16 protein-coding genes are annotated in these 20,123 nt (G+C 65.2%); 4 read left to right on the plus strand and 12 right to left on the minus strand.

Going from position 1 to position 20,123, the window contains the following annotated elements; all coding sequences use genetic code 11:
* Positions 1–7 precede the first annotated feature (7 nt).
* The 8 genes from G6P88_RS00980 to G6P88_RS01015 all read right to left on the minus strand — a co-directional run bounded on the left by G6P88_RS00980 (position 8) and on the right by G6P88_RS01015 (position 7,776).
* The gene (locus tag G6P88_RS00980) at positions 8–286 is read right to left on the minus strand and encodes a hypothetical protein (protein ID WP_165321419.1); all 279 of its coding nucleotides are present in this window, start codon (positions 284–286) and stop codon (positions 8–10) included.
* Positions 287–341: 55 nt separating this feature from the next.
* Complete coding sequence (locus G6P88_RS00985; protein WP_226946671.1) at positions 342–734, minus strand: flagellar export chaperone FliS; 393 nt, start codon at positions 732–734, stop codon at positions 342–344.
* A 36-nt stretch (positions 735–770) separates the two neighbouring features.
* Positions 771–2,402 (minus strand): flagellar filament capping protein FliD, encoded by a 1,632-nt coding sequence (gene fliD, locus G6P88_RS00990; protein ID WP_165321421.1) that lies wholly within the window; start codon positions 2,400–2,402, stop codon positions 771–773.
* Positions 2,403–2,526: 124 nt separating this feature from the next.
* Complete coding sequence (flhB, locus tag G6P88_RS00995) at positions 2,527–3,666, minus strand: flagellar type III secretion system protein FlhB (protein ID WP_165321422.1); 1,140 nt, start codon at positions 3,664–3,666, stop codon at positions 2,527–2,529.
* Between the two features lie 3 nt (positions 3,667–3,669).
* Positions 3,670–4,452 (minus strand): flagellar biosynthetic protein FliR, encoded by a 783-nt coding sequence (fliR, locus tag G6P88_RS01000; RefSeq protein WP_165321423.1) that lies wholly within the window; start codon positions 4,450–4,452, stop codon positions 3,670–3,672.
* Positions 4,449–4,730 carry a flagellar biosynthesis protein FliQ gene (gene fliQ / locus G6P88_RS01005; RefSeq protein ID WP_165321424.1) on the minus strand — a complete coding sequence of 94 codons (282 nt, stop codon included), beginning with the start codon at positions 4,728–4,730 and terminating at the stop codon, positions 4,449–4,451. The genes fliR and fliQ overlap by 4 nt, the downstream gene beginning before the upstream one ends.
* 30 nt (positions 4,731–4,760) lie before the next feature.
* Positions 4,761–5,552 carry a flagellar type III secretion system pore protein FliP gene (gene fliP / locus G6P88_RS01010; RefSeq protein ID WP_226946672.1) on the minus strand — a complete coding sequence of 264 codons (792 nt, stop codon included), beginning with the start codon at positions 5,550–5,552 and terminating at the stop codon, positions 4,761–4,763.
* A gap of 55 nt (positions 5,553–5,607) precedes the next feature.
* Positions 5,608–7,776: a primosomal protein N' gene (locus G6P88_RS01015; protein ID WP_165321425.1), complete on the minus strand. Its 2,169-nt coding sequence runs from the start codon at positions 7,774–7,776 to the stop codon at positions 5,608–5,610.
* Positions 7,777–7,905: 129 nt separating this feature from the next.
* On the opposite strand from G6P88_RS01015, the gene fsa reads away from it, so the two are divergent.
* From fsa to G6P88_RS01035, 4 genes are all read left to right on the plus strand, one after another.
* Complete coding sequence (fsa, locus tag G6P88_RS01020; protein WP_165321426.1) at positions 7,906–8,559, plus strand: fructose-6-phosphate aldolase; 654 nt, start codon at positions 7,906–7,908, stop codon at positions 8,557–8,559.
* Positions 8,560–8,597: 38 nt separating this feature from the next.
* The gene (locus G6P88_RS01025; RefSeq protein WP_165321427.1) at positions 8,598–8,894 is read left to right on the plus strand and encodes a hypothetical protein; all 297 of its coding nucleotides are present in this window, start codon (positions 8,598–8,600) and stop codon (positions 8,892–8,894) included.
* Positions 8,895–8,995: 101 nt separating this feature from the next.
* The gene (locus tag G6P88_RS01030; protein WP_165321428.1) at positions 8,996–9,556 is read left to right on the plus strand and encodes a DUF484 family protein; all 561 of its coding nucleotides are present in this window, start codon (positions 8,996–8,998) and stop codon (positions 9,554–9,556) included.
* A gap of 27 nt (positions 9,557–9,583) precedes the next feature.
* A complete protein-coding gene (locus G6P88_RS01035) occupies positions 9,584–10,510 on the plus strand; it encodes a tyrosine recombinase XerC (RefSeq protein WP_165321429.1) in 927 nt (308 codons plus the stop codon).
* Positions 10,511–10,558: 48 nt separating this feature from the next.
* Here the strand turns inward: G6P88_RS01035 and G6P88_RS01040 are convergent, their stop codons facing one another.
* From G6P88_RS01040 to G6P88_RS01055, 4 genes are read right to left on the minus strand one after another with little or no spacing between them, the layout of a single operon-like run.
* Positions 10,559–14,635: a multiheme c-type cytochrome gene (locus G6P88_RS01040; protein WP_165324820.1), complete on the minus strand. Its 4,077-nt coding sequence runs from the start codon at positions 14,633–14,635 to the stop codon at positions 10,559–10,561.
* Between the two features lie 35 nt (positions 14,636–14,670).
* A complete protein-coding gene (locus tag G6P88_RS01045) occupies positions 14,671–16,599 on the minus strand; it encodes a hypothetical protein (RefSeq protein WP_226946805.1) in 1,929 nt (642 codons plus the stop codon).
* On the minus strand, positions 16,599–18,611 hold the full coding sequence (locus tag G6P88_RS01050; protein WP_165321430.1) for a heme-binding protein: 2,013 nt from the start codon (positions 18,609–18,611) through the stop codon (positions 16,599–16,601). Before G6P88_RS01050 ends, G6P88_RS01045 begins: the two co-directional genes overlap by 1 nt.
* The gene (locus G6P88_RS01055) at positions 18,608–19,981 is read right to left on the minus strand and encodes a multiheme c-type cytochrome (RefSeq protein WP_165321431.1); all 1,374 of its coding nucleotides are present in this window, start codon (positions 19,979–19,981) and stop codon (positions 18,608–18,610) included. Before G6P88_RS01055 ends, G6P88_RS01050 begins: the two co-directional genes overlap by 4 nt.
* Positions 19,982–20,123: the final 142 nt, after the last annotated feature.

Genomic DNA, 20,123 nt, shown 5'->3' on the forward strand with positions numbered 1-20,123 from the left:
CCGGCGGTCAGCGGGTCACCGCCATCATAGAGACGAGCGCTGCCGCCATGCCCCCCCACAGCAGCACAGCGGTTCCGACGAACTTCGCCAGGGCGCGGTGACGTGCTGCCGGATCGGTGATGAAGCCGTCGGCGGTACGTTCCGCCAGCATCTTTTGCAGCGCATGGGCGGGCGAAGGGACATGTTCGGCCGTCGCATCGGCGGAGAAGCGCACGACCTTGCCCTTGACGCGCCGCTCCTTGAAGGGCGCGGCGTCCTGCACGGTCTTGCGGTCGAACAATGCCATCTCGGTCTCCTGACGGAGGCAGGATGCCTCCGTCGGGGTTAATGCGGGGTAAAGATCAGCCGATCTGTTCCCAGGCTTCGACAATGTCCTTCAGCAGCGCGCCTGCGCGTTCGACTGCTTCCGGGTCATGGCTGCGGCCGCCAAGCTGCACCAGCCGACGCGCCTCGCGATAGATGCGGGCGAGATTGACCGCGATCTCACCGCCATTGCGGAAGTCGAGGCTGGTTTCGAGCGCCAGCAGGATGTTGGAGGCGCGGGCCTGTTTATCGATGATCTTGGCGCGATTGCCGACGCGCTGCGCTGCGACCATGATTTCCAGCGCCTTGGTCAGCTCTTCGAACAATATGCCGATCAGCTGGTGGGGTGTGGCCGCGAGGACACGGGCTTCAATATCGACGTTCTGATAGGCCATCTTCGCGCCGCCCGTGGCGCCGTAACCGTTACTCATATACATGCATCAGCCCTCTTGATCGCGGGGTTTGGCTTAACTTGAACTGTCGTTGGTCCACAGCTTGATCTGCTGCGTCAGGTAGCTCTGGGTCGAGGTCAGGGCGAACAGCGACGACTGCATGCGGGTATATTGCGCCGTCAGCTGGGCCCGGTAAGCCGTGTCTTTCGCGGTCAGCTTCTCCTTGTCCTCGCTGATTGCGGCCTTTTCCGTTTCGAGCCGGCTCTGTGAGGCGGTGAGCTGTCCCGAGGACGCAGTGAGCTCGCTCTTGATCGCGTCGAGCGCCCCCTGCAGGCCGGTATCGATGGTAATGGTTGCGCTGCTGACCGAGCCGAGGACGTCGAAGGACAGGCCCGAGGCCGCCGACGTGAACGAAGCCTGGACGCCGGTGGCGCCCAGCGGCAGGGTGAAACCGCCGTTCAGCGTCGCCGATGCGGCCGACGAGCTGGTTCCCGGCGTTGCATTGGTCACGGTGTACACGCCGCCCTTGGTCTTGCCGACGGCGCTCGTGATCTGGATCAGCGGATTGTCGCTGCGCTGGCCGGGGTTGAACATGGCCTCCACCGCCGATGGATTGCTGGCCATGATCGAAGAAAGACGCCCGCTGTCGAGCGTCAGGCTGCCGTCGCGATTGGTCGAGACGCCGATCTCCGCCAGCGTCGTCGGGCTGCCATCGGTGGCATAGGTCAGGCGGGTCGAGGTCAGCGAACTTAGCCGCTGGACGAGCGTGCGGATGCCGGTATCGCTGCGCAGCGATCCGTCTGTACCGGTCATGGTCCGCAGGGTCGTTCGCAACTCGTTGAAAGCGTCTACGAAGTCGCCCACTGCCTGCTTGATCGCGTCGACGGGCTGTGTCGAGCCGATCGTGATCGTGGTGCCGGGCGACGCCGACAGAAGGTCCAGCTTCACACCGTCGATCACGTCGGTGATGCTGTTTGTCGCCTTGCTGACGGTCACGCCATCGACGATCAGTTCGGCATTTTGCGCGCCCTGCTGCAGCGTCAGGCCGGTGATGGCATCGGGATCATAGGTTGCCGGATCATAAGCGAAGCGGTCGAGTTCGCCTGCGGTTCCGCTTGTCATCTTGAGCGAGAAGGCATTGGCTGCGCCCGTCGAGCCCTTGACGACCAGCCGCGCGCCGGTCGCGTCGCTGACGATGCTGGCGGTGACGCCGAGCCCGCTGTCCTTGATCGCCTGCGCGAGCCCGGCCAGCGTGTTGTTGGTCGAACCAATCGTGATCGTCTTTGTCTGGCTGCCGACCTTGAGTTCCAGCGTGCCGGTCCCGACGGTGCTCGATACGCCAGCGAGGGGCGCTGCCGTCATAGTCTGCGCCATGGCGAGCTTTTCCACCCGTACCGATGCAGAAAGCCCGTTGAGACGTGCTCCGGCCAACGCCGAGGCCTGCAGCACCGAGCTGTTGGAACTGGTCGGCTGGGTATAGAGGGTGCCACCCGAAATGAGGGTCGAGAGCGAGCTGGAAAAGGCGTTGATCGAGCTGATAGCGCTGGCGAGATCGGAGATCTTCGCCGTGTTGGCGGTCTCGCGGGTCGTCAGTGCCTTCTGCTTGTCGGAAATCGCGGCCTGCGCCAGCTGATCGACAAGCGATGCGGTGTCGATGCTGGATGCGCCCAGCGAGGTAAGGATCGATGAACCGACCGAGCTAACCATTTTTCTTCACCACCTCGCTATGGCCGGTAACGACCTGTCGGGCGGAGGATTTAGCCGTTCAATCCCTTTAATTTTCCTAACGCGCGCTAACCATGTTGCGGTGGATTCGGCCGTTGGCCCGTGATCAGCCGATCTTGCGGCCTTCTTCGTCGAAGCGGGCGCCGGCGGGGACGTCGACGTCGGGCTGGACGATGCCCTCGGCCATCGCCCGGTCGAGATTGAAGACGAAGGCCAGGATGGCGGCGACCGCGATGAACAGGTCCTCGCGGATCATCTGGCCCGACCGGCTGGTGTAGTAAATGGCGCGTGCCAGCTGGGGGTAGGAAAGGAGGGGGACCGAATTCTCGACCGCGAGTTCGCGGATGGCCTGCGCGGTCGCGCCACGTCCGCGTGCGAGCACCACCGGCGCGGCGTCGAATCCGGGGCGATAGCGCAGCGCGACCGCGAAATGGGTCGGGTTCGTGAGCACTACGGTCGAATCGAGAACCGCCTTGCGGGCCGATCCCTTGGCAGCCTGCAACTGCTTCGACCGGATCGCCGCCTTCGCTTCGGGCGAGCCTTCGGTCTGCTTACCCTCTTCCTTGATTTCCTGCTTCGACATGCGCAGTCTTTTGGCGCGCTGGAAGATCTGCGCCGGAATGTCGGCTCCGGCGACGACCGCCAGAGCAAGCGTCATGATCAGCACGGCGAAGGTGAAGGACGAACCCAACTCGTCGAGCGCGGTCCTGAGATCCTGGCGTCCAAGCGTCACGATGCTGGCGATCTGGTCCATCAGCAGCCAGTAGCCGACTGCGCCGAGGACCAGGATCTTGAGCAGGGACTTGCCGAGCTCGATCAGGCCCTGGGTTCCGAACATCCGCTTCAATCCCGCTGCCGGGTTAAGCTTGTTCGCCTTGAAACCGATCGCCGACCAGCGGAACCCCAGCGAGCCCAGCAGCGCCGGAGCGGCGATCGCTGCCGCCAAGGTGAGCCCGAGCAGCACGATCAGGGGAAGGGCGACGGTCACGACGAGCGACAGGAAGGCCGAGACCGGATCGAAGCGCTCGAGCGAGGCTGCGTCGAAGGATAGCCCATTGGTGAGCATCTGTCGCAGCGAGCCGAGCATCCACGGACCCGCCATGGCGATCCAAGCCGCGCCGACGATCATCACCAGCGCTGTACCGAGCTCGCGGGACTGGAGAACGTCACCCTTGTCCGCAGCGTCCTTCTGCCGCTTGGCGGTCGGGGCTTCTGTCTTTTCGTCGTCCTCGGGACCCTCTGCCATCGCCTATTTCCCGGCGGCGAGCAGGCGCGCCTCAGCGAGGCCGCGCTGGAGCGAGGAGGCGATGCCGTCGGCCATCACCGGGGAGGCGATTGCGATCAGGACGATCCCCGCCATGAGCGTCGCGGGGAGGCCCACCGCGAAGATGTTCATCTGCGGTGCCGAGCGTGCGAGCATCGCCATGACGAGCTGGACCAGGATGATCGCGAAGCCGACGGGCAGGGCGATCGCCAGCCCCGCCGAGAAGAGCTCTCCACCGAACAGGACGAGGCCCTGGATGCTGCTTCCGCCCAGGCCACCCTGGCCCGGGGGCAGGGCCTGGTAGCTCTCGACGATAATCGCCGCCAGTTGGAGATGACCGCCGGTGGCGAGGAAGAGGAACATCGCGAGAAGGGACAGATATTGCGAGACGGCCGGCGAGGTCGCGCCGGTCGCGGGATCCATCATCGCCGCGAAGCCGAGGCCCATCGCATTGCTGACGACCTCCCCGGCGAGCAGCGCCGTCGAGAAACCGATCTGAACCGCGAAGCCCAGGGCCAGCCCGATCAGGGCCTCACCCGCGACCAGGAAGACGCCGTCGATGCTGACGATCCCGCCCAGAGGCAGCACGAAGGGCGTGCTCGCGAAGGCGGGGATGCCCAGCGCCAGCGCGACTACTGCGCGAATCTGGACCGGCACCTGCGGCGCGCCGAAAACCGGCGCCGCGATGAATGCCGCACCCGGGCGGATCATGGCGATCATCCACAGCCACAGCTGGGTTTCGACCCCGGCCAGGCCCTGGGGTATCACCGCAGCATGTCCGGTATCCGCGCGAACAGCTCGCGGGTGAAATCGGCCAGCAGCATCAGCATCGCACCGCCGAAGATGGCAAGCGCCGCACCGACGACGATCAACTTGGGGACGAAGCTCAACGTCTGTTCGTTGATCGAGGTGGCGGCCTGGATCATGCCCAGCAGGATGCCGACGATCAGCGCCGGGATCAGCACGGGGGTTGAAATCAGCGCCAGCACCCACATCGCCTGCTGTGCGACGCCGATGAAATATTCGGGGGAGGCAGCGCTATCCATGATCGCTCCCGAACATGTGGATCGTCGCCGTCACGTCGCGAAACTCGCCGCGAGCGAGCCCATGGTAAGTGCCCATCCGTCGACAAGAACGAACAGCAACAGCTTGAATGGCATCGAAATTATTGCGGGTGACAACATCATCATGCCGAGCGACATCAGCGTCGACGCCACGACGAGATCGATAATCAGAAATGGCAGAAAGATGAGGAAGCCGATCTGGAACGCGGTCTTCAATTCGCTGGTCACGAAGGCGGGCAGGAGGATCGAGAAAGGGATGTCCGCCGGACGGGCGAAACGCGGCGCCCGGGCCAGGTCGGCAAACAGCTTCAGGTCCGTCTGGCGCGTCTGCAGCACCATGAAGCGGTGCAGGACCGAACCGCTGCGGGTGATCGCCTCCTCGATGGTGATCTGACCTGCGCCATAGGGCTTGAAGGCGGTGGCATTCATCTGGTCGATCGAAGGCTTCATGATGAACAGCGACAGGAACAGCGACAGCCCGACCAGCACCTGATTGGGCGGTGTCTGCTGAAGGCCCAGCGCCTGGCGGAGGAGAGAGAGCACGATGATGATGCGGGTGAAGCTCGTCATCATCAGCACCAGCGACGGCAGAACCGTGAGCAGGCTCATCAGCACGAGAATCTGGAGCGACAGCGACAGCGGGCGGCCGTCGCTGGCGATCGTCGTCATCGCGCGGTCGAGCGCGCCGCTTTGCGCCGGCCCCGCCGTCGAGGCCAAGGCAGGATCGCCGAGCAGCACGCCGGCCCCGATCAGAGCGGCCGCAGCCAGAATCATTCTAATGGTGAAAAGGCCCCCGGCTTTCATGGACGGGTTTCAGCACTTGGCGGCCCTAACTTCAAGGGGCGTCCGGCGGCGCTGTTCACAGGAAGCTGTAGGGATCGACATCGACCGCCACACGCACGCCGCGCGGCCATTCGAGGTTGCCCAGCCAGTCGCGAATGACCTGCTGGACGTCGAGCGAGCGGCGGGCATGAACGAGCAGGCGCTGTCGGTGGCGTCCGCGCAGCATGGCCAGCGGCGCCGGCGCAGGGCCGTAGACATGCATCCCGTCGACAGCAGGTGCGGTGCGCCCGATCAATCGCGCGGTCACGGTGGCTTCGTCGAGCTTCTCCGATGAGATGATGATCGCGGCATAGCGTCCGAAGGGTGGCGCCTCTGCCATGCGGCGGGCCTCCGTCTCGGCTTCGTAAAAGCTTTGCGGGTCGCCCGATAGCAGCGCCTGGATGACCGGCGCCTTGGGCGAGTGCGTCTGGATATAGACATGGCCGGGCTTCTCGCCGCGGCCTGCCCGGCCGGCGACCTGCGCGATCTGCTGGAAGCTGCGCTCGGCGGCGCGGAGGTCTCCGCCGGACAAGCCCAGATCGGCGTCGATGACCCCGACAAGGGTCAGCTCCGGAAAATGATAGCCCTTGGTCACGAGCTGGGTACCGACGACGACGTCGATGTCGCCCGCCTCCATCCGCTCGACGAACTCCGCCGCCTTCGCCGGCGTCGACAGCGTGTCGGAAGTAGCGATGGCGATCCGGGCCTCGGGAAAGAGCATCGCCACCTCGTCGGCGATGCGCTCGACGCCGGGCCCACATGCGACGAGGCTGTCCTCGTCCTTGCACTCGGGGCATTCCGCCGGGGGCGCCATCACATGGCCGCAATGATGGCATTGCAGGCGCCCGAGAAGACGGTGCTCGACCATCCACGCGGTGCAGTTGGGGCATTGGAAACGGTGCCCGCAGGTACGGCACAGGGTCAGCGGCGCATAGCCCCGGCGGTTAAGGAAAAGGAGGCTCTGTTCCTTGCGTTCCAACCGTTCCGACAGCGCGCGGACCAGCGACGGTGCGATCCAGCGGCCGCGCGGTGGCGGGTCGCTCAGCAGGTCGATCGCCTCGATCGTCGGGAGTTCCGCGACGCCGTGGCGCGAGGTAAGCCTGAGCTCGGTGTAGCGGCCGATCGCCGCCTGCTGGCGCGTCTCGATCGCGGGCGTCGCCGAAGCGAGGACGATCGGAATCGCCTCGAGCTTTGCGCGCATCACGGCCACATCGCGTGCATGGTAGAGGACGCCGTCCTCCTGCTTGAAGCTGGTCTCGTGCGCCTCGTCGACGACGATCAGACCCAGGTTGCGATAGGGCAGGAACAGCGCCGAGCGCGCGCCGACCACGACGCGCGCCTCTCCCCTGGCGATGGCGCGCCAGGCGCGCCGCCGCTGGGATTGCCGCAGCTCGCTGTGCCAGGCCACCGGAAGATGCCCGAAGCGCGCCTCGAACCTTTTGAGGAAGGGTTCGGTCAGAGCGATCTCGGGCAACAGGACAAGCGTTTGTCGATCCTCGCGCAGGGCCGCTGCAATCGCCTCGAAATAGACCTCGGTCTTGCCCGACCCCGTGATCCCGTCGAGCAGGAAGGGATGGAAATCGCGCGCGACGACCGCATCGGCTAGCATGCCCGCTGCCAGCTGCTGTTCGTCGGAAAGATGCGGTGGCGCATGATCGGGATCGGGAACCGGCCAAGGCGTGTCGATCGAAACCTCGACCGCCTCGATCGCACCCGTCTTGACGAGCCCGCGGATGACGGCGTCCGAGACATCGGCGATCGTCGCCAACTCGCGGATCAATCCCTGGCGCTGACCGATGCGGTCGAGCGCCTGTTCGCGCTGCGGCGTCATCCGGCCGGGGCGCTCGCCCGTCGCCCGATATTCGGTGATCGTCCGCGCACCGTCCAGCGCGCTCGACGAGGGCAGCGCCATGCGGAGGACGGCGCCGGGCGGGGCTAGATAATAGCTCGAGGTCCACTCGATGAGCCGCCGAAGCGGTGCTGCGATCGGGGGCACGTCATAGACGCCGAGCAGCGGCCGCAGCCGGTTGTCGCCGACCTGGTCGTGCGACGGCAGCGTCTCCTCTTCCCAGACCACACCCACCAGCTGGCGTGGGCCCAGCGGCGCAAGTACGACGCTCCCCGGTTCGACCGGATGCTCGCGGTCCGTGCGATAATCGAGCGGGCCCAGGGCGGGATTGAGCAGGAGGACATGGGCACGGGCCATCCCCGCGTGGATAGGGAGGTCGGGCGGGCCCTGCAATGGGAAGCCGGACGCCGGGGAAGAGCTAGTCGGCGGCGGGCCGCATCGCTATAGGCGTCGGCAACAGCCGCTCATCCAAAGGGACCGCACTTCATGAAGTTCTTCGTCGATACCGCAGACACCGCCGACATTGCCGAGATGGCCGCGACCGGACTGCTCGATGGCGTCACCACCAATCCGTCGCTGATCGCCAAGTCCGGCAAGCAGTTCGTCGACGTGATCGCCGAGATCTGCGAGATCGTCGATGGTCCCGTTTCCGCCGAGGTCGTCGCGCTCGACCATGCGACGATGATGAAGGAAGCCGAGATCCTGCGGAAGATTGCGGACAATGTCTGCATCAAGGTGCCGCTGACGATCGACGGCCTGAAGACCTGCAAGGCGCTGTCGGATGACGGGACGATGGTCAACGTCACGCTCTGCTTCTCGGCCAATCAGGCGCTGCTGGCCGGCAAGGCGGGCGCAGCATTCATCTCGCCCTTCGTCGGTCGCCATGACGATATCGGTTTCGACGGCATGCAGCTGATCGCCGACATCCGCCAGATCTACGACAATTATGATTTCGGTACCGAGATCCTCGTCGCCAGCGTCCGCCATCCCGTGCATGTGCTCGAATCCGCGAAGATCGGCGCCGACGTCATGACCGCGCCTGCCTCGGTCATCCGCGCGCTGTTCAATCATCCGCTGACCGAGAAGGGCATCCAGGGCTTCATGGCCGACTGGGCGAAGACCGGACAGAGCATCCTCTGATCGCTCTCCTGCTTCTGCTGGCGGACGCGCCGGCGGCGATGCCGCTCGACAAGGCCATCGCCGCCGCGACCGACTGCCAGCGGGGCAAGGCCGGTGAGATACTGGTCTGTCGGCGCGGGCAGGGGAGCGAGCGCTACCGTATCCCCGAGGCGTTGCGCGATCCCGGCTTCGATTTTTCGGACATGTCGGTCGAAGGCGTTTCGCGTGAGCGGCACCGCCTTCTCGACGCGGGCGCCAGCGGCATCGGCTCCTGTTCCGCCTCCGGTGCCGGCGGGATGACCGGTTGCATGGTACAGAAATTCCGGCAGTGGGAGCAGCAGAAGGCCGGGCATTGAGCAACGTGCTGCCAGTCTTTCAAAAGCAGCACTTCCCTTACGGACATGCGAAATCGCGCTATCGCCATTGTGCGTTAACCATTGTCGGTTAGACTGCGGCCATGGGAAGCGTGATCGACTTCGAAGTCGGCGCGATGGCGTCGCTCAAAAGGCGGGTAGCCGAGGTCGAAGAGGCCAATCAGGACCTCATCGCCTTTGCCCGCGGCCATTCCGGCGCGGTTTCCTCGATCCATGCAGCCGTGCTGGCAGCGACCGAGGCGGGAAGCCTCGATCACCTCATTCACATCGTCACGCAGAACTGGCCCGACATATTGGGCTTGGACGCGGTTTCCATGGCCTTGTTCGTCGAGGACGCCGGCGTGCGGGCCGATGCTTCGGGTGTCCAGTTCGTCGAACGGCGCCTCATCGAGCGGTCGATCGAGGGCGTGGATGCGGTCGTCATGCGCGGCGTCGACCGGGGACATCCCCTGTTCGGGCCGGCGTCCGAGCTCATTCGCGCCGAAGCGTTGATCCGGCTGCCGGGAGACGGCCCTTTGCCGGGCGGCATTCTTGCACTCGGTCAGCGCCGGCCGATGGGATTCGACAACCGTGCTGGGTCGGAGCTTCTCGGTTTCCTCGGCGCGATGCTGTCACGCCTGGTTGCACGCTGGCTGCTTCCCTGACGTCCCGGCTGGGCCTATGCTCGGCACATGCGGACATTCGCTTCCCTCGAGGATCATCCCGCGCGGTTGCTCGCGGCCCAATGGGGTGAGCATCTTTTGCGCGATCGCCGCCGCTCTGTGCATACGGTTCGCGCCTATGTCGCGACGGCGCATCGGCTGATCGCTTTTCTCGGGCAGCATTTCGGCCGGCCGGTCGACGCGAGCGCGCTGGCCGGGCTCGAGCGTGGCGACCTGCGGGGCTTTCTTGCCGAGCGCCGTTCGGATGGGCTTGCCAATATCTCTGCCGCACGGGAACTCTCGGCCGTTCGCGCCTTCCTCGCTTATGTGGGCGAGGTCTCGGGCTCGTCGAAGCGGGTGAACATACGCGGCCCCCGGACGAAGAAGGGGCTGCCCCGCCCGATCGCCCCCGGCGACGTACAGGACATCGTCGAAGATGCGGCGGACTCTGCGTCGGCGCCCTGGATCGCTGCGCGCGACCAGGCGGTGCTGCTGTTGCTCTACGGGGCCGGACTGCGCATCGGAGAGGCGGTCGGCCTGACCGGCTCGATCCTGCCCATTGGCGACGCTATTCAGGTCACCGGCAAGCGCGGCAAGACCCGCGTCGTGCCGCTGCTGCCTCCGGTGTGCGAGGCGATCGAGCTCTATGTCCGGCTATGCCCCCATGGGATCAGCCGGGACGCACCGCTTTTTCGTGGCGCGAGGGGAGGGCCGCTGGCCCCCGAACTCATCCGCCGCGCGGTGAGGGCCGCTCGCGTGCGGCTCGGCCTCGACGAGAAGACCACGCCGCATGCACTGCGCCACAGCTTCGCCACGCATCTGCTTGGCCGCGGCGCCGATCTGCGGTCGCTGCAGGAGTTGCTGGGCCATGCAAGCCTGTCTTCGACGCAGGTCTATACGGGCGTCGACACCGCACATCTGATGGACGTCTATCGCAACGCCCATCCGCGCGCCTGAGTCTCTCGAGGCGGCGGCTGGGCGTTCAGGCGATAGGGGCGCGAAACCTCAGCGCTTCGCCAGCGTCCTGTTCGGAACATAATCGTTCAGATCGGCGACATCGCTGACCTTCCAGGGGACGCCCTTCGAGTTGAGATAGAGCTTCTCCATCTCGTTGCGCTTGAACGGGCGCGATCCGATGCGGCCGAAGATCGCAATCTGGTTGCCGCTCTCGTCGACGCCGCGGTCGCGGTCGAGACCCTTGGACAGCGACAGGGCCGGGGTCGGCGTCTTTGCCCAGGCAATCAACTCGGGCTTCGGCGCGGGCGAGAAGCCGTAGAAATTCGGTTGGCTGTCCGGAGAAGTCAGCTGCAGCACCTTCAGACCGTTCCGCCCGTCGGCGACATAGGCGAAGAGCGACGCATTGGTCGTACCGACGATGACGTCCTCGGCGTCGTTCAGGCGTCCGTCGAAGCTGACCTTCTGGTAGATCTTCGGCTTGAGAGGACGGGTGATGTCTACGATCACGAGACCATCCTGCTTGGCGGCCACATAGGCGTAAGTGCGCGCCAGATAGACACGCTGCGCGTTCGCCAGCGGCACGGTCGCGTCGGGCACCAGCACCGGCCGTTCGAGATGGGTGACGTCGACCAGTTGCAGGCCGTCGGCGGTGGTGACCCACAGATAGCGGAACTGCAGCGCCGAAGCCCGCGCGTCTCGCAGCGGGATGGTCGTGGCCAGCTTGGGCGCCTTGGGATCATTCAGGTCGACGACGACCAGGCCGACATTGGCGGTGATATAGGCATAGTTGCCGCCCAGCGTGATGTGGCGCGCGCCGGCCAGGACGTTGTTGGCGTTCCAGGTCACCGTACGCTTCAGGAAGTTGTTGCGCGGTTCGCCGTCGGCCAGCGTCTCGACATTGACGACGATCAGGCCTTCCACCGAGTCCGTCACGAAGGCGTAGCGATAAATCTCGCCCATCTTCTGTTCCTGGTTCTCGGGGTAATATTTGACGATGTGATCGTTGCGCTCGGTCGAGATGGGCTGGCCGGTGGGCAGCGCCATGCAGGTCGCGTTGTTGCTGGCGACATGCGTGTCCTGCCCGAGCGGCGAGAAGGGCGCGGTCAGGATGCGCTGCGAGGTGCCCTTGTTGGCGATCGAGGCGACGTCATAGACGCGGAAACCGCCCTTGCCCTCGGCTACGAAGAAATATTCGCCGCGAAGCTGGACACAGCGGGCCGCGCCGCCGGTCGGATGGTGCGTGTTGGCAAATTCCTCGACCGCGTCGGGTTCGCCCGACAGCTTCTTGCCGAAGCGCGTCCCGCGAACCCACTCGATCAGCTCGCGATCATGCGACAGATGCTGCTTGTACCAGTCGGGATAGGCATATTTGTGGAGATAGGAGCCGATCACCGCCTGCGGCTCGCTCCATTCGGTGACGCGGATCGCCTCGATGCCCTTTTCCAGACCGGTCCAGGCGTTCATGCCGACGAAATTGACGAAGTTCGTTCCGAGCAGGTTGAGCTGCGCCATGATCGCATTGTTATCGTCGTCCTGCGACAGGTGGCAGTCGGTGCAGCGCTTCGTCTCGGTCTTGCGGACCGTGTGCGGGAAATGCGGCGCGAAGGCCTGGCTCGAATAGCCGGCCGAGGAGATCGGCGGCTGCTGGATGTAGATCCGCTCGCGGTTCAGGTTGGTCGAGGAGAGGACCAGCGCGGATGTCGACCGGATCGGGGCGATGATGTTGCCCTTGGTGGTCTGGTGGATGCCCAGCTGGAACATCTCGTCGCGCGCCACCTGTGGGTTGTAGGTTGCGAAGTTGCGCGTCTCGACGCCCTCATATTTGTGCGTGGTCGTCTTCCAGTTGGCCTCGATCGGCAGGTGGCAGCCGCCGCACGACGTCGTCCAGGACAGATGGCAGGTGAAGCAGGCCATATTGTCGGCGTTGTGTGCGCGGTCCTCGGGCGCGATGCCGGGGCCCCAGCTGAACTTGCCGGTCTCGACGCCGGCCTTGCCCATCAGCTTGGAGCGGGCCGCGAGGGGATTGAAATAGGCGCTCGACCGGTCGACCGACTCCCGGACCAGCGAGACCTTCCACTCGAGCTTGGGATCGACGATCGACCGCTGGATCAGGACGCGTTCGCCATTGGCGTCGACCGTCCATTCAAAGCGGCGCTTGCCATCCTGGTTGCGCAGCAGCGACAGGTCGGTGCCGCCCGGAGGCGCCGCAGGGCCGGACGTCCGCAGGGTGGGGAAGGCGTCGGGGGTGCCATGGCAGTCCTTGCAGCCGATCTCGACCGCATTGGCCACTTCGCCATAGATCAGCCCATTGCCATGGCTGTCCTGCGCGAAGTGGCAGTCGGCGCACTGCAGGCCCTTTTCGGCGTGGATGTCCATCATGTGGACCGCCTTGCCCTTCTGTTCGCCGATCTCGGCGAACATGCCGGTGCCGTTCTTCCGGAACTTCTCGGGGTCGTCGGGCGACACGATCTTGCCGTCGGCGTCGAGCAGATTGCCCTCGCGGTCGCGTTTGTAGATCGCGCGGAAGTTCCAGCCATGGCCGTGATAGTCGGCGAACTGGGTGTCCTTCGCCTTCGGGTTCACGTCGTCATAGACGTTGCGCAGGAAGTCGAGATCGCCCCATTTGCCGATCGCGGCCGCAGCCTCTGGATTGCGCTCGTGCACCGCATGGCGCTCGGCGATGGTCGGATTCTTCTGCTTCTCCGGCCACATCAGCGGCGCGTCGGACTCATAGTCCCACATCGTGTAGCCGAGATAGCTGTTCAGGAAGATGTTCGGCTGGTGCATGTGGCAGTTCATGCACTGGGCGGTTGGGATCGCCTTGGTGAAGGCGTGCTGGATCGGGTGGCCCTTTTCCTTCATCGGGCCCACCGGATGGCCCGCAATGCCCTTGGCATCGTGCGAGGCGCCGTCGCCATGCCCGTCCCGGTCATGATCGGGCGAGGGGGCACCATGATGGCCGCCGCCGCCATGCTCTTCGCCATGACCGTCGCCTGCCGGTTCGAGCTTGTCCTTGATCGTCGGGTCGACCGTCGCGGTCTGCCCGTCCCGACCATATTTGGCATAGATCAGGCTGTGCTTCGGTTCGCGGTCGTTCGCATAGACGACGTGGCAACCGGCGCAGCCCGAATTGCGATAATCGCCAGGCTGATCGTTGGTGCCCATGAACCACATGAAGGGGTCGTTGAGGCGCGTCTTGTGGATGTTGAGGACCGGGATCGCGACGCGCAGGCCGGTGCCCGGGCCACGGTTCGACTGTTTGAGGTCGGGCCGGCCCGGTTCCTCGAGCCGCTGGATGTTGCCGCTGATGTTCGGCAGGCCGATTTCGGCGAATGTGCTGTTGATCGTCCGTCCGCCCCGCTCGAACACGCGGAAGATGTCGCCGGGTGGGATCACGTGCCAGGTGGGCAGCGGATACATGACCGGCAGGGCGCCGCGCGCCTTCTGCTCGGGCGTCACCGTGCCGACCGGGCTGCCGGGCGACTTGATCTGCGCGGGCTGGCCGTCCGAGGTATAGGCCTCGCCGAACAGGTAGTTCTTATAGGGAACGATGCCGTTGTTATAGGCGCCGCCGCCCCACAGCATCGCGCCGGTGGACATCAGCGAGCGTTCGGCCGCCTGGATGATCTCGTTATGGCAGGCGCCACAGGCCTGACGCGCGACGCGATAGTCCGACGGATTGACGAAGCGGATATATTCGGGCGCTTCCTTGTTCAGCAGCGTGTAGCTGCGCTTGGGATTGGCGGACGAAGGCCAATGCCAGCCCTTGGGATATTTGGGCAGGACGTGCGCCTTGTCGCGCGCCTGGACATAGGCCGAATCGGCCACCTGCAGTCCCGGCTGCACCCGTACCGAAGCATCGCCGCCATGGCAGTCGACGCAACCGAGCACGACCGCCTCGGTCTGGTGCATCGTCTTGCGATCGCTCGCCGTGTGACAGGAAATGCAGCCGTCGCTCTTGGCATCGGCCTGGGTCCAGTCCTGCGTGCGCGGGGCGTCTCCGAATTTGGGATAGACCCGCGCGACGGGCTTTTCGCCTTCCGAAGCGGGCGCCACTGAGGGGAGCGAGACCATCGCGGCGACCGCCGCCGCCAGCGCCAATGCGCCGCGAGCCGCCCATCGCATCGTGACCATCGATCCCAAAGCCCCCATGTACGTCCTCAGTAGGTCAGGATCGCGTTGAACAGCACCGAATAATATCGGTTGTCCCCGCGTGAATTGGTGAACAGGTCCGCAAAGCCCTTCGACGGATCGAGAACCGCGCCCGACAGGCGGAAGACCACGTTCTGGATCATCGACGGGCGCCAGATGAGCGCGCCGGAAAGGTCCCATCCGATCGACTTTGGAATGCTGCCCTCGTTGCGCAGCTCACGCAGCGTCGCCGTATTCTCGAACCAAAGCCGGTTGAGATTGGTCGACAGGCGCAGTTGCGGTGCGAGGTCGAAATCCGCGCCGACGCCGAGCAGCATCGTGCCCGGATTGTTGAAATTGGACTGGCCCTCTTCCTTCGTCGTGCGCAAGTCGTTGATCAGGCCGTTGCGCGGCGAGATCGAGACATTGACGCCGCCGCCCGCGAAGGGGACCGCCTGGCGGATCCAGTAGCTGGTATCGGCGCCGGCGAAGATCGGATTTTCGAAGATCGCCGAGAAGCCGTTCTCGGTATTGTCCTTGGGATCGCCGTCGCCCAAGGTGAACAGGCCGGAGCCGCGGATGCGGATCCAGTCGAGATCATAGCTGAGCTCGGCCGCTGCGAAGAGCGAACGGATCTTGGCCGGGCGCGAGGTGAAGAAGCTGTTCCGGTCCTTGCCGAACGCGCCATAGATCGTGCTCGACAGGTTGAACCGCTTCAGCCGTCCGTCGAGGCTGTAGCCCACATAATAGACGTCATATTCGCGCGGACGCTGGTCCCCCAGCAGGGCCGGGCGCGTCGGAAAGCCATTATGGTCGGTCACACGGCGCGTGTCCCGGTTCCAGTTGGCGGTGAACGAGGCAAGCGAGGTCAGGCCCGGTATCGGGAAATCCTGGACGAACAGGTTGCTGTGAAAGACATAATCGTTGCGCGGGCGGCGCGTGATGTCGTTCAGGCCGCTGTTCGTGTCCTTCTCGAGCCGCCAGAGCAGCGCGACATTATATTGGTAGCGGTTGTTGTCGCGGTTGCCGAACAGGCGCACGCCCAACTGGTTGTCCTGGAACAGGAAACCGCGGAAGTCGAAGTTGAACGGTTGGATGCCGATGCGGATCGAGTCGAAGTCGAAGCGGTCCGAGCGGTTGCCCAGATGCTTGTCGACGAACAGTTCCTGCAGGCCGAGGAAGCTGTCGGTGCGGTGCGATGGCCGAGTGGATTCGACGTGCAGGACGCGCCGTTCCTCCACGTTGACGTAATTGACCTGATAGGCGAGCGCGATGCGGTACTCGACGTCCGGTGGCTTGTAGGCGGTAGACCCCTTGGTCAGGCCGGCGCCGAGGATGAAGGTCTGCGCCAGGACCAGGCTCTTCTGACGACCGAATGTGTCGATCGCACCCGGATAGGAGCTGGTCTGGTCTGCGACCGGGGTAGGGAAGGAGCGGGGCTCGACGACCGTGTCCGACACGCCGTTGAGGCCGAAGAACCAGTCGTCTCCGGTGATCGGCAGGAAGAAGGGCTTCTTGTCGAGCTGGACCGGCCGGTCGCCTTTCAGGCCATTCTGGTGATAGGGATCGAAGGGTGAATGGCAGGTCGCCTGCAACCCAACGAAATTCTTGTCCGGGCACAGCGCCTTCACCAGACGCCAGCGGTCGGGGATCGGGAACTGGTCGGTCGGGAAGGCCTCGGGCGGGGGCGCTGCCACCGCGCCGACATTCTCCTGCTTCACTGCGGGCGGGAGCGTCTGGACATAGCCGGGGCGGCGGCGCCCATCGATCAGCGCGTCATCGACGGTCGTGCCGGGCTGGTCGGGCGAAACGGCCGAGGGTGTTGCCAGAAGGCGTTCGTCGCTGGCGCCGCTGGTCCCCTCCGTCGTCGAAGCGGGGGCCATGGTGTTGCCGCTGTCCGGCGCTGCCGAAGCCAGCGCCGCGGCCTGAAGCAGGAGGGTGGATAGCGCCGCTGCCATCATTTGCCGCCGCAGACGTCCTGATCGGACGTGTCGAGGAAGGGGGCGAACGGGCAGTTCACATAGCGCAGCCTGACGCCGGCGCCGATCGCCACGACGATCTGGTCCGCGCGAATGTCCTTGGGCGCGTTACCGACGCTGCCCACGCGTGCGCCGCCATTGTGGAGGCCCAGGAAGGAGATCATGTCGTCCTGATCGATGCCGTCGCCCGAAACGCCGATCGCGCCGACCAGCGTGTTGCCGCGATAGATCGGCACCGAGCCCGGAAAGATCTGGATGCCGTTCTGGAGGCGGTTCTGCGACGCGCCGGAGACGTCGGGCGAAAAGGTGCAGCGCTGCCGCGTGTCCTGAGCCGATGCGCCCAGCACGAAGCCGAGATGTTGCGCCAGATTGGTGAAGATCAGCGCGCTCTGAAGCCCGGTCGAGAAGGGGCTCCACTGATTGAGGGGGCGAGACAGCGGGCCGTTGGGGCGATCGACTTCGCCGTCCGGGAAGAAGGGGCGCGACAGATTGCCGCCGGACCGGTCGGCAAAGGCCGTCTTGCCGGTCAAAGCCTGCGGATCGTTGAGGAAGGTGCGGACCTTCTGCACGAAGGACTGCACATCGCTGCTGGGATTGCCCAGCAGGTCCGGCGCCGCATGCGAACCCGAGAAGAAGGCCGCCGTTCGTGCCTTTTGCAGCGAGACATCGGTGCCGAACACGGGCGCGTCGGGCGACCGTGCCATGGCGAGGATCGACCCGCGCGTATCCACGATGGAGATGGTGACCTGTGCCCGGCTGTCGAGCGGCTTGCGGATCTGCGCCCGGGCCCGGCTCATCACCTTGAAGGCTTCTTCGATCACCGCCTTTACTTCGGCAGTGGTGAGCGGATTTGAGACTTCCGCACCATCGGTACCGCCGCGCACGGGGTAGCGATTGCTGCCGTTCCCGTCCGTCAGGATATAGGCGTCGACATTGTCGACCGTGGTGCCGGCGCTGCGCTCGGCGGCGGTAACCGGCCGATAGCCCGACGCTTCCGAGCCATAAGCGACGCCGGCGAGAATCGTCGGGGTCACCCCCTGCGCATAGTAGCCCGGGATGGAAACGAGCGACCCGGTTGCCGTTCCGGCGAAGGCGGAGAAGGCGCGGGCGGCACTGGGGTTCGATTTCAAATTCGGGGTCGATGCATCGCTGTAGCGAAGCTGTACCACCGCCTGGATATTATTGGCGCGGATCGCCTCGGGCGCCTCGAAGCCGATAGTGCCCGCCGTCGCGATATACTCGTCGTCGTCGGTGTCGATGTCATCGACATTGGGGTCATAGCCATAGAGCCCGTCGGACATCACGCCGATGCCGCCGACCACGACGCCATTCTTATAGAGCGGGAAACCGCCGGGATCGGCGGCAAGGCCAAGCGGCGAACGTTTGGGGCCGATCAGTGCGGCAGCACCGCCTGCGGCCTTGTAGCGGCTGGCAAAATCGGAGCAGGGGAGCTGGCTGAACTGCACGCCAAACAGCGGGCCGGCCGCCAACTGATTGTTTCCTGGCGGGTAATGTTCCTGAACGATGAAGCTCGCGGTGCGGGTCGAAAAGGCATTGCCCGACGAGGATAGATAAGCGCCGGTGATGGCCTTGGCGATCGCACCGGCCGCCAGCGGATTGGCGGCTGGGGAGCCATTGATCACAAGCCCTTCGACGTCGGTCGGCGTCACGACGCGGTGGGTCGTCTTGGCCATAAATACCGTCGGCGCGCCGGTCATCTGATAGACCGCGAGGACATTGCCGACGCGATCGGTGATCGCGATCACCGAAGGCTTGTTGCGGGCGAGCGCTTCCTCGATCGCCTGGGCCAGCACCTTCTGCACATCGGCCGCCGTGAGCGATTCCTGGACGGGCGCGGCGTAAAGGCGGCTGTCCGTGGGCGTCGGGGTCGGCGTGGGTGTCGGGGCGCTGCCACCGCCGCCACCGCCGCAGGAAGCAAGGACGAAGGCGAGGCTGGTGAGAGCGGCTACCGAACGGGAACGAAGCATCATTTGAGAGCCCTGATCGCCGCAGCGGCCTGGCCGAGAGCGGCGCGGAATTCTGCCGGCTTATAGGCATTGCTGTTGCCGACAGCCTTATATGCCCGGTCGATGGCGCCACGGGCCGACTTGGCCCGGGCTTCGCTGACATGGCCCTGGCGGACCAGCCCGTTCAGCAGCGTGTCGAGCGCCATCACCGCCTGCGCGGAGCCCTCATAGTCGGTGAAGCGCGGGGCCACGGTCTCTCCCGCGATGGCATCGACGATCGCGAAAGTCTGCGAGGAAGAGATCGGGCTGCGCGACAGGCTGTCGGCCAGCGCAGACGCCGCGCTGCCGAGCGTGCGCGCCGCAGCGACGGCGCTCGTCCGGTCCTTCGCGAGCGCGGCATGGAAGCTCCGCGATGCCGCATCGAACTTGCCCGCCGCTCCCGGCGACAGCACCTTCGAAGCTGCCGAGAGCATGATCATGTTCTCGTCGTTGAACGGCGGCATGCCCGACGGGATGGGGCGCCCGGGGTTGGCGACCCAATTGGCCTTTCCATTTGGCCCGTCGACGATCTGCCGGTGGCAGCTGTGGCAGTCGAAGAAATAGATTTCCGGGAAGACGCCGTCGCTGCCGAGGCGCGGATTGGCGAACAGGCTGGTGATACGGCTGACTGCAGACGCCTGGCCGACGGCCCAGAGCTGGACATTGTCCATGCGCGACTTGCGCCGGACATAGTCTGCGTCTTCGTCATGATGCTGCTGGAGCGCCGAGAAGAGATCGACCTCGAAGGACACGCGCGGATGTCCCGCTGCCATGATCCGGTGCGAGACGAACTGGCCGGGACGGTCGCTGCCGAGATGGCAGTCCAGGCACTTTTCGGCGCGTGCGCGGGGCTGATCAAGCGGGTAGAGCCCCTTGGCGACATTCGAAGCATGGGTCTGGCCGACGGCATAATGGCTGGAGAGCCAGTTTTGCGACGCTCCATGACAGCCCTCGCAGCCGACGCCGTCGCTGACCTGCCAGCGCGGACCGCGCGCACCGGCGGGGGCAGGGTCGGCATGGCAACCAAGGCATTCGGCGGCGGAGGTCGCGGAGCCTATCCCCATCTTCGCGGCAATGGCCTGGCCGCGCGAAGAGGCGAGCACGGCGAAGGCACGGCTGTGCGCGCCGGTGCTGCTCGAACTGTTCTGCCAGATAAGGATCTCGTCCTGGCGGACGACCTTGCCCGTCGGCTCGCTGCGGCCATGGCAGGTCGAGCCGGAGCAGGACGCCACGCCCATGTGAACGGTGGCAGTAGCGGGGGACGCGGAAGCGGCAACGGCACGCTCTGCTGCACCGCTTATGCCGAAGGCAAGCGCCGCCACGGCGAGGATACCCGCCACGACCAGTCCGTACATGACGGACAGTCTGCTCGAGACTTTACCCCCCAATTCGGCGCTCCCTAACTGCCGATGCCCCTTCGTTACGCCACCATTTGCCCCTGGGCGATCACGATGCCGTGACGTATCTCTCTTTCGCGTTCAAAGTGCAATCATTCAA

Source organism: Rhizorhabdus phycosphaerae (assembly GCF_011044255.1).
Lineage (GTDB): Bacteria > Pseudomonadota > Alphaproteobacteria > Sphingomonadales > Sphingomonadaceae > Rhizorhabdus > Rhizorhabdus phycosphaerae.